We start from the raw sequence: 14,153 nt of genomic DNA on the forward strand, positions 1-14,153 counted from the left end.
ATTGATTCGGCGACGAGACTTCGGGTGTTGTCGGTAATTCGAATGCCAGGTACGTCATCGTCGCCCTGACCCGCGCGTCGTGATTGATGCCGGGCGTCGCGCGGGCGGCATCGCGCTGCGGCGTTCGCGGTCTCGTTATCCAACGACCATTCGTGACCCCCATTTGCCCGTCACGTTCACGGGCCGCACCGAGACATGAATGATCGATGCCTTCTTTGCGAAGGATCTCGGAAGGTGCGTCGGCCTACGCCAACGCGAGGGCCACCGGTCCCGCAGGATCCGCCCGCGAGAAGTCGCTCAGAGTGCCGCCTCCCGCTCCGTCGCGTACCGAGGGGCCATTGACTCCATCTGCTCCATGACGAGCTTGATCGCGCCGGCCTGCTGATCGGGCGGGTAGCGATAGCGCACGAGGAGCCGCTTGATCGACGAGCGGAGCTTCGCGCGGACGTCATCACGGACGGTCCAGTCAGTGCGCACGTCGCGGCGCATCGTTTGGACTAGTTCGCGCGCGATCTGCGCGAGCGTGTCCTCGCCCTGCAGCGTCAGAGCGGATTCGTTCTGTGAAACGGCGTCGTAGAAGGCGACCTCGTCACTGCTCAGTGGTGGATCGAACCGCTTACCGCGGTCGGCCTCGTTCGAGATCTCGCGCGCCAGATCGACCATCGCCGCGATCACCTCGGCCGAAGTCAGCTGCTGGTTGGTGTACTTCGTCATCAGCTCTGCGATGCGCGCAGAGAATGCCTGGCTGCGCACCACATTGTTGCGGGTCGCTGCGCTCGACTCGTCGACGAGGAGTGTGCGCAGCGCCTCGATCGCCAGGTGCGGGTTGCGCGCCTTCTGCGTCTTCTCGACGAACTCAGGGGTGAGCTGGCTGAGGGAAGGCTTGGGCATGCCGGCGGCGTCGTAGATGTCGAGGACTTCGCCGGTCGCGGTCGCCTGGGCAAGCAGCTGGCTGAGCAGGCGCTCGATCTCGGCGGGGATCGGCTCGCCCTTCGCATGCCGGTCGTCGGCATCAAATTTCGCCATCCAAATGCGGACGTCCTCGTAGAACGAGATCTCGGGCCGCAGCGCGGCGAGGTTCTGTGCGCCCGAGGCGAGCGCCCACGCCCGCGAGAGCTTGCTCGCGAGCGCGCGGAACCGCGCGGCCGGATCCTCCTGGCCCTCGGCGGTGGACTTCGACCGCGAGCGGAGGAAGTTCACCGCGCCGGAGGCGGCGTTGAGGTACGCCTTCGGGTGCGACGAGGCGAGCTCGGCTCGCCAGTCGTGGCCGGCGAGCAGTGTGCGCAGCTCGGCGACCATCTCGAGCGCGATGCCCACGGCCTCGTCGATGTTGCGGCCGACGGGCTTCTCGGCCTGGTCCGCCGCCGTGTACTCGGCGAGAGCCGCCGTCAGGTTGTCGACCAGGGGGGCGTAGGCGACGAGCAGCCCGTCCTGCTTGCCGCGGAAGGTGCGGTTCACGCGGGCCAGCGTCTGCATGAGTAGCGCGCCCTTGAGCGGCCGGTCCAGGTAGAGGGTGTGCAGCGGTGGCGAGTCGAAGCCGGTGAGCATCATGTCCTTCACGATGACCAGCTCGAGTTCGTCGTCGACGTCCTTCATTCGCTTCTTGATGACGATGTTCTCGGAGTCGCGGCGCACGTGCTCGGAGATCGGCGGAAGGTCGGAGGGCGTGCCGGAGTAGACCACTTTGATGCGACCGCTGGTAGGTCTGTCGCCGTGCCACTCTGGCTTCAGCGCCACGATCGCGGAGTAGAGGCGGGCGCAGATCTCCCGCGTCGCTCCCACGATCATCGCCTTGCCGGGGGAGGCGATGGTCGCCTTCATCCGCTCGCTGCGCTCGTCCCAGTGCTGCACGATGTCGGCGGCGAGGGTGTCGATGCGGTCGGGGGCTCCGTAGAGCGCATTGATGACGGCGACGCTCTGCTCGATCCGGGCGCGCTCGGTCTCGTCGAGTCCGATGGTCACCTCGTCGGCGGCCGCATCGATCTGCTCCTGACTCACTCCCTCGGCCAGCTCGATCTTGATCAGGCGCTGCTCGAACGAGACGGGCACCGTGGCGCCGTCCTCGACCGCGCGGCTGAGGTCGTAGATATCGATGTAGTCGCCGAAGACCTCGCGGGTGTCGCGGTCGTCGAAGCTGACGGGGGTTCCGGTGAAGGCGATCAGGGTCGCGTTCGGGAGGGCGTTGCGCAGGTGCCAGGCGTAGCCGTCGAGGTCGTCGTAGTGGCTGCGGTGCGCCTCGTCGACGATCACGATCACGTTGCGGCGATCGGAGAGGAGAGGATGCGAAGCCTTCGCGCGCTTCTCCTCCGTGCTGAGGCCGAACTTCTGCAACGTCGTGAAGTAGATGCCACCGGTGAGCCGGTTACCGATCTGCTCACGCAGCTCTGCTCGACTGGTCACTTGCTTCGGCTTCTCAGGCAGGAGGAGGCTCCGCTCGAATCCGGAGAATAGCTGCCCGTCAAGCTCGGTGCGGTCGGTGATGATGACGACTGTCGGGTTCTTGAGGCGTGGGTGCCGGGCGACGAGGTTGGTATACAGTTCCATCTCCATCGACTTGCCCGAGCCTTGCGTGTGCCAGACGACGCCGGCTTTACCGTTGCTGTCGACCGCGGTGATCGTGCGGCCGACAGCCTTCGCCACCGCAAAGTACTGGTGCGGCTTGGCGATGCGCTTTTCGAGGCCCTCGGCGCCCTGGTCGAAGGCGGTGTAGTGCCGCAGGATCTGCAGGAACCGCGTCTGGTTGTAGAGGCCGTCGAGTGCGCGCTCGAGCGGAGTGACGACGTTGCCGTCCTCGCGCTCGTCGCGGCCGACGGGCTTGCCCTCCTCATCGACATTCCACGGCGCGAAGTGGTTGAGCGGAGTGAACGGGGTGCCGTACTGTGCCTCGAGCCCGTCGGAGGCGACGGTGAAGACGCAGAAGCGGAACGCGAGCGGGAAATCGCGTAGATAGGTCTGCAGCTGTGCGTGTGCGGCGGCTACCTTGGTGGCGTCGCTGCCGGCCCTTTTGAGCTCGAGGATGCTGACCGGCATGCCGTTCAGGTAGAGGACGAGATCGAACCGACGCTTGTAGTCGCCCTGCTGGATCGTGACCTGATTGACCGCCAGCCAGTCGTTGTCGTCGGCCTCCGCGGCGAGGAGCCGCACCGTGACGTTGCGTTCGCTGCCGTCCGCTTCGAGATAGGACAGGCGGTACCCCTCGACGAAAAACCGGTGGATCCGGTGGTTCTCGGTGATCGCGTCCTGGGAGGAGGGCGTCGCGATCTCGGCCGCCGCCTGCGCCAGGTAGGTGAGCGGGATCGTGGGGTTCAGCTTCTGTAGCGCCGTCATCAGGCGCGAGCGGATGAGCAGCTCGGCCCAGGAGTCGCGCTCGCCCGTCCCCGGAGCGATCTGCTCCCCGCGGAGCGGGTGCCACATCAGGTGCTCCTCGCCGAGCCGGTCGAGAGCGAGATCCTCCCACTGGGCCTCAGAGAACCCGGCCATTAGAGCACGTCCTCGACGGCGCGCTCGGCGTCCTTGACGCGGAGCTTGCCGGACATGAGGGCGGGGAGGAGGGCGTCGCGGAGTGCGATGAGTCGAAGACTCTCCTGTTCCGTCGCCAGAGCAAGGTCCCAGGCGCCTTGGAGGAGCGGGCCGATATACGTCGTCGCTTGTGGATCGGGCACTTGCACCAACGTGTCGAGATGTTCGCGTTTGATGTGCCCCATCGTCGTCGCTTTATCCGCCGCAATTGCCTTAAGCGAGGGGAGTGCGGCGAGAAGGGCTTGATGCACCAGCCAACGAGGGTTCTCGTCTTTGGGTAGGACTTTGAAGATGTGCTGATTGATTATTGCATCGTCTCGATACCAACGATGAATTGTGAGCGATCCAGACCAGGCAAAAAGCAGGTCGCCGAATCGCGCGGTCTGATCATCGGGCACTTTCGCATCACTGAACACGGTAGAACCTCCAATGCCTCCGTTCAGTTCGGCAATTCGAACCACGACTCGGCCACTTCCACTGGCACCCTTCGTATACGCGCCACCATTCACAAAGGACGCCAGGCTCGAGAGTGTGATGTGAGGCCCGGCCTCAGAGGCGCGTTTGAAGAGGAAAGCGACAAGCTGATCAAATTGACCGACGGCGTTCCGGTTCGCCGTGATCTTGTCGTCAAGTGCGCCCAGCACCTCCGCGATCGCTCGCTGCGATGGCTTATCTGGGTATGTCACGTGCATCGATCTAAGGTGCGAAGGGCCAAAGTGTTTCATAACGCTGCCGACACCCATCGATTCAATCTGGTCTTTCAGACCCGGTGATCTTAGGATCCATTCGATGAAGCGCGCGTCGATCAGCTCGCCTTTTGGGCGAAAGGCGATGATTCCCGTATAAGCGATCGCACCGGCGCCTTCGTCCTTCACTGTCGCCACCTCGCCGAGCGAGGCCGAAGTGCTCAGGAGGACGTCACCGCGCTCAAGTCGGAAGTGCGGGTAGCGTCGCGCGACGAGCTCGTCATCGATGTAATTGCATCTAGCGAGTAATGACGCGCCTGACTTCAGCCCAGCAAGACGGATCAGTGGCGTCCCCGAGTCGCGGAACTCGCTTGCCATGATTCCGGGGCCCTCGCGGAACTCGAGGACCTCGTGAAGCGGGCTTGTGGACCACTCGCTCACAGCACACGCTCCAGCTGCTCGCGCACGACCGCCGCGAGGCGGTCGGACTCGTCCATCGCCGCAAGAAGCTCACCGCGCAGGCGCGCGATCTTCTCCTCCAGCGGCTCACCGTCATCGGCCAGCTCGGCCGCTCCAACGTAGCGCCCTGGCGTGAGCGCGTAGTCGTTCGCCGCGATCTCGGCGTTCTTCGCCGAGTAGCAGAATCCGGCCTTGTCCTCGTAAGCGACTCCGCCGGCAGACCGTGTCCCGCGCCAAGAGTGCACTGTCCCCGCGATCGTCGCGATGTCCTCGTCGCTCAGCGCCCGCTCAGCGCGATCAACCATGTAGCCCATATTCCGCGCGTCGATGAAGAGCACCTCGCCGCGGCGATCGGTGACGCCTCCAGGCCCCGGCGTCTTGTCCTTTGCCAGGAACCAGACGCAGACCGGGATGCCAGTGCTCCGGAACAGCTGCGTCGGCAGAGCGACCATGCACTGCACCAGATCGGCCTCGACGAGCTGCGCGCGGATGGCGCCCTCGCCGCCGGAGTTCGACGACATCGATCCATTCGCCATCACGATGCCGGCGCTGCCGCCGGGCGCGAGCTTCGAGACGATGTGCTGGATCCACGCGTAGTTCGCATTGTTCGCCGGCGGCACCCCGTAGGTCCAGCGCGGGTCCTCCTCGTTGCGGGCCCAGTCCTTCACATTGAACGGCGGGTTCGCGAGGACGAAGTCGGCCTGCATCTGCGGGTGCTGGTCTCGGCGGAAGGTGTCCTCCCAGCGCGGGCCGAGATTGCCGTTGAGCCCGTGAATGGCGAGGTTCATTCTCGCCAGCCGCCACGTCCGCTCGTTGAGCTCCTGCCCATAGACGGAGAGGTCGCTGCCCTCGCGGTCGTGCGCCTCGAGGAACTTCTCGGTCTGCACGAACATGCCGCCCGACCCGCAGCACGGGTCGTAGATCCGGCCCTCGTGCGGCTCGAGCACTTCGACGAGCACCCGAACCACGCTCGACGGCGTGTAGAACTCGCCGCCGCGCTTGCCCTCGGCGCGGGCGAACTTCTCGAGGAAATACTCGTAGACCTCGCCGAGCAGATCGCGAGCGCGCGTTGATCCCTCGCCGGTGAAGCGCGCCGAGTTGAAGATGTCGACGAGTTCGCCGAGGCGGCGCTGGTCGACGTTGTCGCGGTTGAAGATCTGGGGGAGCGTCCCTGTGAGTCCTTCGTTGTACTTCATGAGCAGCCCCATGGCACCGTCGATGAGCTCGCCGACGGACTGCGCGGTCGTCGAGCCGTACGCCTCAGTGCCTTTCGCGTTCTCGGCGAGGTGACCCCACCGCGCCTCCGACGGCACCCAGAACACTCCGCGGCCCACGTACTCGTCGACGTCGTCGATCAGCTCGGCGATCTGGTCGTCATCGAGGCCGTCGGCGGTCAGCTCCGCGTGGATCTGGGCGCGTCGCTCCTCGAAGGCGTCTGAGACGTACTTGAGGAAAACGAGCCCGAGGATCACGTCCTTGTACTGCGAAGCGTCCATCGACCCGCGGAGCTTGTCGGCGGCCTTCCAGAGCGTGTCCTTCAGTTCCTTCATCGTCGATGGAGCGAGGGGGACGGCGGTCTTGGCGATGCGGGGTGCCATCAGCTGCCTTTCTGTGCGGTGCCGTCGACAGTGTCGACGGCGGTCTCGGTGCGGGTGGGAAGAAGAGGGTGGCGGATGCTGCCGTGCACGGCGCCGTCCGCGATCAGGGTTTCGAGTTCGTCGAGGGCCCGGAGGCGGCGCTCAGTCTCGGTCCGCAGCTCGATGATGCGGGAGAGCGCCGATACCAGGGGCGGGATGCGCTCGGGGAAGACCCGGCGCACCGTCCAGTCGCGCCATCGGCGGGAGCCCGGCGGCCGGGCGGCGATGTCGGCTGCGAGCAGGTCGGGGACCAGTCCCGATGAGGGGTCGACGATCGAGAGGATGCGGGCGGGGTAGGCGACGACGGAGCCGCCCTCGTCATCGACGATTGCGGCGAGCGGCGAGGTGCAGAAGACGACGTCGCCCGGCTGCGTGCGCACCGATCGCGCGTGGGCTCGCTCGAACTCGAGGATCCCGACACGCCGCGAGCCCCGACCGGTCTCGCCGAGGAGCTCGGGCACGCCGAGCACGACGTGGCCCGTGGTGCCGATCTCGGTGTCGGCGAGGCGGGTGCCCGCGCGGTAGCGCAGGGACTTCGAGGTGCACAGGCCGCCGATCGAGTCGGAAGCGAGCGCCGCGACTTCGGTGTCGGCCGCCACCGGTTCGGCGGCCAGGTCCGCGGCGTCCTCGCCGATGATCGCCAGCAGCTGCTCGATGCGGACGGCTCGTGCCGCGGCGGCGTCGAACGGGACGCGGCCCACCCTCGGCCCGCGACTTCGCTGCGTGAGGAGGGAGCCGGACCGGGCGAGCACCGCGGAAGCAGGCTCAACGCGTCCGACGGCGAAGGCGCGTGCCTTCAGGTCGGCGGCCCGGCCCATCGTGGCGTAGACATCGCCGACGACGAGCGCCCGCACCGCCGCGTCCAGGGGCTGCTCGCCGACGTCCGCGAGCAGCGTCCACTGCCGCCCCTCCTCGACCCTGCCGTCGGCGGGGCCCACGATCCAGAGGGCGAGAGCCTGGCGCGGATGGGCGGGCAGGAGGCCCTCCGGGAGCCGCACTACCGCCCGGACCCGTCCGTCGCGCAGAGCGGAGCGCCGGAGATTCGCGGTGGGGGCGGGTAGGCGATCGCAGAGCGCGGCCGCCGGCCCGATGATCACTCCGCGCTGAGTGGTCGGCATGCCGAGGAGGAGCTCGTCGACTGCCTCCAGGACGGGGCCGGCCGCGGTCGTCATCGCGCCCTCGTGCGGGAATTGCGCGACGAGCGTCTCCACCGCGCTGCCGCTCAACTCCTCGTCGCGGCTGCGGTCGCGCCAGCGGACGCCGTGGGAGGAGAGCCGCCGGCGGGCGCTGCGTCCGGCGCCGGCGTCGGACGGTGCGCCGAGGACGACCTCGACCTCGCCCCCGTCGCCCGCGCGGATGACGACGGACAGGACGAGCGCTCCGCAAACGCCGGTCGGGTCGACCACGGTCCCGGCGGTGTCGCCTCCTGCGAGGACGAGGGCGATGTCGGCGACGAGAGCCGCCGCCTCCGGAGCCAGATTCGTGCGGTCGGCAGCAGCCGGTCGGGCCCGATCGAAGGCGGTGCCGGGCGTCCAGGCGGCCTCGACAGCGGCATCGGCTTCTTGCGCGGCCGGCTCCAGTCGGGCCCCCAGGGCCTCGATCTCGGAGAGGAGGAAGGCGTCGCCGGGGTCGACTGCCCGCGCTGCAGCGAGGAGGTCGTCAACGGCGCTCAGCTCCTCGCCCAGCTGCGCCCGCAGAGCCACGAGCGCGTCGAAGGCATCGGGTTCGCGGTTCGCGGTCCGGCCGAAGGAGAGGGCGTCGGCGGACGCCTCGGGGTTGTTGCCCTTCGCGGTGACGGCGAGCCACTCCGAGACGTCGCTCGCGGCGAAGCGCTCCGAACCGGTGCGGCCCGATACCGGCGCGGGGAACGGTGCGGTGCCGCCGCGACCGCGAGAGCGCCAGACGGAGACGGTCGGGCGTGTGACGCCGGCGAGCGCGGCGATGTCGGACAGGGACAACAGGGTATCGATCATCTCGCCTCCTCGTCTGGTGCCCATCCGGGCTGATGAGTCGAAACTAGCTTGTCGAGTACCGACCGCGTAGCCCTTGTCGATAAGGGGCCTTATCGCTGTACCGATGTAGGTCGACTGGCTCTACTGCCGGTCTGCACAGCACCGCAGCAGCAACCGCCGCCGGCTCCATCGCCGAGGAGGCACCGTGCCCTACACCCGCCGCATTTCCGTCACCGCACACGGGCCCGCAACGAGCACATCATCCCGGTCCAGTACTCCGTCCAGCCGACCGGCCTCCTGCCCTCCGAGCCCGTCGGCACGATCGTCGCCCGCATCGACAACGGCTCGGTCTTCCACTCTCACAACGACCGCACCGGCACCGAGGCCGCGGTCCTCACCCGGCGCTCCACCGTCGGCGATCGGTACATCGCGACGACGTCCAACGGCGTGGAGTCCGACAACCTGCTCTCGCCGCCGGGGGTACTGACCGTGATCGACGACATCGGCACCGTGCCGAAGCATTCCGCTCCCGAATTCGAACGTCCCGCTCCCGAGCCGGACCGCCTCGCTCCCGCTACGGACGGCGGCAGGCGGCTTCTTGATCGGAGTTGTTCTCGGACTCTGGGTCCTGCCCGCGGTCGGCGAGGTCGTCGGCTCGACCGGACCCACCGCCATCGAGAGTGCCCTCGACACCTGTGACGTCACCCCTGGCGCGTACTTCGTGCTCGGCGACGACGGCACGACCCTCTCGATGCAGACCGAAGGTTCGGAGAGCCCCGGAGAGGATCTCGCGGACGTCGCCTGCGTCCTTGCCAGGGTCGACGTGCCCGACAGCATCCTCTCTCGCGTCGACAGCACCCGCGCGCTCGACGGTCGGCAGGAGGCGTCCTGGGACGACCTGGACGCCTCCTGGGGTTACCACCCGATAGCGGACTCGACCTCGTACTCGAGCGCCACCGCGACTGATCACCTTGAACGGAGAATGACGGGTCCACCACCTCTCCTAGGGCCTTCCTCCGCGCCGAGTATTCGGGCAACGGCAATGGCGCAGTGCGGATCATCGACGCGCAGAACGCCTCGACCAGCGAGATGCTTGCCAATACCATCAGCTCCTACTCGACGGCAAGAACGCCGCACCCGCGGGTACGCCCGATGTCTCCGGTCCGTGGCAGTTTGATGGACATCTGTCAATCACTCCTGGGCAAGCCCACATGCCGAAGAATCCGAGCACTGATGTACCGACCGAGGAGGACGAGGCTGCGCGCCGATGGTGAGAAGGAGACGGGGAATCTGCGTGACTTCCTGTCGAGCCTGACCGCGGACGACGTGAAGTCCTGCAACTGGTTCGAGATGCTGATTGCCCAGTCGCTGAGGACCGACACCGACAAAGTCGACCTTGAGTACTTCCAGAAAAAGTACAGGGGCGTCCCGGCGGACGGGATCGTCGACCGGCGCATCCAGACGGCGGCGAACTACGCCGCCATCGAGGGCGGACTGTCGGCGGGCGCCTATACCGCGACGGTCGCCCCGACGATCGGCAGCCTTGGAGGAGCGAGCCCGCTCACTGCCCCCGCCGCTGTGACGAGTGTCCTGGTCGACGTCGCCTTTCTCCCTCAGCTATAACTCCATCTGGCCTGGGAAATCTCCGTCCTCTGTGGGATGCGTCTCAATCCGACAGACCCGGAGGACCTGTGGAAGCTCATCCGGGTAGCTTTCCAATATCAAAGGTGGCGAGGTCGTCAGAAAGGGAGTGCTGAAGGCCGCACCGGCCTTGATCCAACCGTTCGTCAAAGGGTTCTACTCCGGACCTGCCCTCGCCGCGGCCAAAAGACTTCCGGTCGTCGGGAAGCACCTCCTGCAGCGCAACGTCATCAAGATTGCCATCCCGGCGGTCGGCGTCCCACTCGCAGTCGGCCTGAACCTCTGGACGACCGTCCTCGCCGGTCGTCACGCTCAGGCCGTCTTCCGCAACGAGGCGCGGGTGATTGAGGTCGCGACAGAGCTGAGTAAACGGACCCGCCACCCGCAGCTCATGCTCTGGACTGCCGGGCTCGTGATCACGGCTGATAAGAAGGTCTCCGATGACGAAGTCCTCCTGATCGATACCTCGTCGGCCTGGTGCGGGAGGCGCGCGAGGCGATAGAAGAGCGGCTGGCCCGTGTCGTCGACATCGACCCGGAGCGCGTCTGGGAGCAGACGGCCTCAGCGGACGGCGACCTCTCGGACGTGCTCGACGAGGCTCGGCGGGTGGTGGCCGTGGACGGAGACGTGAACGCGGGCGAGAAGGTCGTTATCACCGAGATCTCCCGACGCGCAGACCGGGGCTGACGGCTACATTCCTCTTCGGGAGGACGGCCACTGGCGTCGCGACTCAGACCCGACCTCGCCGATCGCATCCTCAGTCAAGGCCGCACAGTCGGCAAGGTTCTTCGGCTCGTTGAGGACCGGAGTGCCGAGCTTTGGCTACGACATCGCCGCATCGTGACGCCGGCGCGACTGTCCGAAGGCGTGGGCGTCGTAGCGCGTGACGATCGCGAGGTTGACGCGGAAGTTTGCGGCCACCTCGCGCAGCGCCCGGACCCGCCTGAGAAGGACCGTGTCGCGGAGGGCAACGGATCCGTCTCCGTGGTTCCGAAGAGCGACACCGCCAGCAGCGGCAGGGTCATTCCGTTCTTCCCGTCCGCATCACTCACTCGCCCGAGAAGGCTCGTTCTCGGGCGTGAGAACGAGCCTTCTCGGGCGACTCAACGCAACGGTCCGCGCGAGGGATGGAGGCGTCTTGCCATTCGGTAGTTCGTCAGCTTTACGCCGGCGCGCACGGGATGCTGCTCGGCGACGACCACGAAGCCGTGGCGCTCGAAGAAGGGGCGCGCGGTGATGCTCACGTCGGCCGCGAGCTCGGGGGCGGCCTCGGTGCGCGCGAGGAGATGCGCGAGGAGGCGGGAGGCGACTCCGCGGCGCAGGAAGCGGGGCGAGACGAACATCATGTCGATCCAGCCCGCGGCGCTCACATCGGAGAAGCCGACGAGTTCATCGCCGATCGTTGCCACGACGGCGTTCCTGGCCTGCATCGCAGCGTTCCAGGTCGGCAGGTCGCGACGGCCGGCCCAGGCGGTGATCTGCTCCGGGCTGTAGTCGGCCGCAGCGGTCTCGGTGACGGCCGCGAGGAACACGGCCAGAGTGTCGGCCGCGTCACACTCGAGGTAGGGCCGGATCGTGATGTCCATCCCGCCATCCTGGCCGCGGTACGGGACTACTCGAGGAGGAAGGCGCGCCCGTTGATGAGCAGAGTGTCCTCGTCGGTGGCGGCGAGCTCGTCGGTCGAGCGGGCGGAGTTGTCGGCGGTGTCCGAACTCGCGCCGACAGCGGGGGTGGCTGCGGTGAGGAGGAGTCCGCAGGCGAGTGCGGTGATCACGGTGGTGCGGTTCATCGGCGTCGTCCTTGGCGTCGGGGTGGGCCGCTTCTCGTGGAGGCGGCGGAAATTGATTCCGAGCCTAGGCCGCGGAGCCCGTCAGCGCCCTGGGTCGTTCCTCTGCTTCCGCTATGAAGTACCGTGCAGGCAGGCTCTGGAGACGCGCGTACTTCGCCGTGCAGGCGCTGGGTGGTGCATCGCGGGCGCAGTCGTCTCCGCCCTGCAGACGGCGACGCTCGGCAGCCTCGATCCCCGTCCTGTCGCGGTTCTCGACCTCCCGCTGTTCGTCGGCGCCTCCGCGCTCGCGGCGGCCGGCGTGCGCTGGGCGGCGTTCACCGCCACCGGCTGGACGCTCCTCGTCGCGGGCGGGCTGACTTCCTGGGGCACCCTGACGGGGGAGGCGGGCTGGGGCGTCGTCGTCGAGCGGGTGATGCCGCAGATCCCGGCGCTGCGGCCAGTTACCCGCTCCATCTATAAAGTCACGAAGCAACTATCAGCTGAGATACCTGCCAGAGCACATACACCACAGTAATCGATGCAGTCCCGTATACGACCAACTGGCACGAAAATTGCGTCCGAAACCCTCGCGTCGCAAGCATAGTCGCAAAAAGAAGAATCGACACACTGATCGCAATACCGACACCGTCAACCCAGTACCGATCGGGCATGATGTGGTCAAAGACAAAGCCCATCCCAAAGGTCAGAATCGAGCAAATAACTGACGCGCGCGCACATGGTCTCCAGGGAAGCTCCGCGCCTTGCTGACGCCCATTTTTGGCTGAAGCAAGTCGCGGAGCTGATAGCAGCGCTGGCACAACCACTGTTGCGAACACTGACGATATAACAGAAGTCGCGATTTCACTATCTTTGAATACCCCACCTATAAAGAAGGGCAGACACCCGAGCAACCCCGCAACTATGCAGACTGCAAGCCATTGAAATCTTCGATAACTTACGACTCTACTCATTGATTGCTCTTAGCCTGATACCGTCTCGTTGATATTTTCGGACGTGCAGATCGCCGGAAGGAGGCAATTGAAGTTAGTTCCAGTGGCTTGATAAAGGGTTTTCCATGATTCGCTTCCATCGCTGCTGGAGAATCGAGCGTACGCCTCATGGGAGGGCACCGGCTGACGAGAGCCCTCAATCGAAACCGATCCGCTACGATATATTTTGACCCACGTCAGAGAATAGCGCACAGCGCCGGCGACGCAGAAGGGATCTCCGACCTCGTGAGAGACTCCGAAGGTCACAAGGTTGCCGGAGCGGGTAGGATTCTGAAACACCATTCCTGCGTCTGACGCTGTACGAGTCTCAATCACATCTCCGCTGGAATTGAGCTTCCTGGTCGGTCCGACGCTCTTGACGTACGTTAGATCGTAGGGAGCCGTATTGTCCCAATTGACGTTGAGGAACATTTGTGTCCGGTACGATGGAGTGCTGTATGGCGCTCCTGCGCCGGGGCCGATAAAATTCCTGTTGTCCCCCATGAAAAACTCATCGCTTTCAAGCCCGCATCCAAGCTGGGCTGCGAAGTTATTAACTTTGTCATTCGGGATGAAGGTTTTATAGTCGTACGCTGTTGTGTACGGCTGATAGCCTAGCGGCTGGAGAACTTGATCGCTTCGATTGTCACTTTCGCCAAGAGTTCTGACCGTTAGTGATCTGCTGGCAACGTTACCTAACTCGTCCGCCTCTCCCTCGAGAAGATAATCGTATGAGAGCCCGGGCTGCAAGCTGGAATCGGTAAATTTGCCGTCAGTAGAGCTTCCGATCTCGTCACCGTCGCGAAGCACGCTATATTCCGGACTTCCCGATTTGTCCCAATCGAAACTCGCCGACTCTGGAGTGATTGCCGAGGCAAAATCCGGTGCGGCTTCGAGTCGCTCGCCGCGATCGACGGTGCCACCGAAATTTCCGGAGGAGAAGATGGTGCCGTCGATGGTCGTCATGCTTGGTGCGGGAGCTGTCGTTGTGCCACTGTCGTCGGCCTGATTGCTCGAGGCGGGTTCGGCCCTGCCCGCTAGATCTCCGATCGGACGATACTGCACAGTAACGAGAGCGGCTTCACCATCCACGTCGACGAGTTGTACAGTCTCTCCCTCACGTGCTTCACCCTCGACCATTTCGACGGCTTTATCGGGATGTGAAGTGGCGACGCTGGCGCCGGTCGCCTCTAGTTCGACAATGAGGTCTCCGCTTTTCACTTCGCTCGCGAATGCGGAAGGTGACACGTAGAGCCCCGAGGCGCACAATGGCAATGCAATAATTATAGCCAGTCTCATGCGACTTTTATCATTCACATTATTCTCCTCTAAAGAGGCCAAGTCTAGCGGCTGCTGGCTCGGCAAATCTCTGCCCTTTCTTGGGGGCATATCGGGGGACAGGCGCTGATCCGCGTGACCCCGTACCGGCGCGAGAGGCTCGGCTCTGCAACCAGGCCATCCGCCCGCTAGGTAAGGCCGCCCGCCTCCGCCCCCCGCTGCCC

At 65.5% G+C, this 14,153-nt stretch carries 11 protein-coding genes; 4 read left to right on the forward strand and 7 right to left on the reverse strand.

Going from position 1 to position 14,153, the window contains the following annotated elements; all coding sequences use genetic code 11:
- Nucleotides 1-297: 297 nt before the first annotated feature.
- The 4 genes from C5D07_RS04005 to C5D07_RS04020 are packed head-to-tail and all read right to left on the reverse strand — an operon-like array spanning nucleotide 298 to nucleotide 8,274.
- The gene (locus C5D07_RS04005) at nucleotides 298-3,480 is read right to left on the reverse strand and encodes a type I restriction endonuclease subunit R (RefSeq protein ID WP_104258736.1); all 3,183 of its coding nucleotides are present in this window, start codon (nucleotides 3,478-3,480) and stop codon (nucleotides 298-300) included.
- Nucleotides 3,480-4,646, reverse strand: coding sequence for a restriction endonuclease subunit S (locus C5D07_RS04010; RefSeq protein ID WP_104258737.1), 1,167 nt, complete (start codon nucleotides 4,644-4,646; stop codon nucleotides 3,480-3,482). The genes C5D07_RS04005 and C5D07_RS04010 overlap by 1 nt, the downstream gene beginning before the upstream one ends.
- Nucleotides 4,643-6,262, reverse strand: coding sequence for a class I SAM-dependent DNA methyltransferase (locus tag C5D07_RS04015; protein ID WP_211286318.1), 1,620 nt, complete (start codon nucleotides 6,260-6,262; stop codon nucleotides 4,643-4,645). The genes C5D07_RS04010 and C5D07_RS04015 overlap by 4 nt, the downstream gene beginning before the upstream one ends.
- The gene (locus C5D07_RS04020) at nucleotides 6,262-8,274 is read right to left on the reverse strand and encodes a hypothetical protein (protein ID WP_104258738.1); all 2,013 of its coding nucleotides are present in this window, start codon (nucleotides 8,272-8,274) and stop codon (nucleotides 6,262-6,264) included. Before C5D07_RS04020 ends, C5D07_RS04015 begins: the two co-directional genes overlap by 1 nt.
- Before the next feature lie 1,029 nt (nucleotides 8,275-9,303).
- Here C5D07_RS04020 and C5D07_RS04030 point away from each other — a divergent pair.
- The 3 genes from C5D07_RS04030 (at nucleotide 9,304) to C5D07_RS15900 (ending at nucleotide 10,581) form a co-directional block, all read left to right on the forward strand.
- A complete protein-coding gene (locus C5D07_RS04030; RefSeq protein WP_146076723.1) occupies nucleotides 9,304-9,876 on the forward strand; it encodes a hypothetical protein in 573 nt (190 codons plus the stop codon).
- 148 nt (nucleotides 9,877-10,024) lie between these two features.
- Complete coding sequence (locus C5D07_RS04035) at nucleotides 10,025-10,396, forward strand: hypothetical protein (protein ID WP_211286320.1); 372 nt, start codon at nucleotides 10,025-10,027, stop codon at nucleotides 10,394-10,396.
- The gene (locus tag C5D07_RS15900; RefSeq protein WP_211286322.1) at nucleotides 10,372-10,581 is read left to right on the forward strand and encodes a hypothetical protein; all 210 of its coding nucleotides are present in this window, start codon (nucleotides 10,372-10,374) and stop codon (nucleotides 10,579-10,581) included. Before C5D07_RS04035 ends, C5D07_RS15900 begins: the two co-directional genes overlap by 25 nt.
- A 416-nt stretch (nucleotides 10,582-10,997) precedes the next feature.
- On the opposite strand, the gene C5D07_RS04040 is transcribed toward C5D07_RS15900, so the two are convergent.
- Entirely contained in the window at nucleotides 10,998-11,480 is a 483-nt protein-coding gene (locus C5D07_RS04040) for a GNAT family N-acetyltransferase (protein ID WP_104258741.1), read from the reverse strand.
- 26 nt (nucleotides 11,481-11,506) lie between these two features.
- Nucleotides 11,507-11,683 carry a hypothetical protein gene (locus tag C5D07_RS15665; protein ID WP_157593828.1) on the reverse strand — a complete coding sequence of 59 codons (177 nt, stop codon included), beginning with the start codon at nucleotides 11,681-11,683 and terminating at the stop codon, nucleotides 11,507-11,509.
- A 52-nt stretch (nucleotides 11,684-11,735) separates the two neighbouring features.
- Between C5D07_RS15665 and C5D07_RS04045 the strand changes: the two genes are divergently transcribed.
- The gene (locus C5D07_RS04045; RefSeq protein WP_146076722.1) at nucleotides 11,736-12,197 is read left to right on the forward strand and encodes a hypothetical protein; all 462 of its coding nucleotides are present in this window, start codon (nucleotides 11,736-11,738) and stop codon (nucleotides 12,195-12,197) included.
- Between the two features lie 445 nt (nucleotides 12,198-12,642).
- Here the strand turns inward: C5D07_RS04045 and C5D07_RS15220 are convergent, their stop codons facing one another.
- Nucleotides 12,643-13,968 (reverse strand): hypothetical protein, encoded by a 1,326-nt coding sequence (locus tag C5D07_RS15220; RefSeq protein ID WP_146076721.1) that lies wholly within the window; start codon nucleotides 13,966-13,968, stop codon nucleotides 12,643-12,645.
- Nucleotides 13,969-14,153 lie beyond the last annotated feature (185 nt).

Origin of the sequence: Rathayibacter tritici, assembly GCF_002932875.1 — a bacterium.
Lineage (GTDB): Bacteria > Actinomycetota > Actinomycetes > Actinomycetales > Microbacteriaceae > Rathayibacter > Rathayibacter tritici.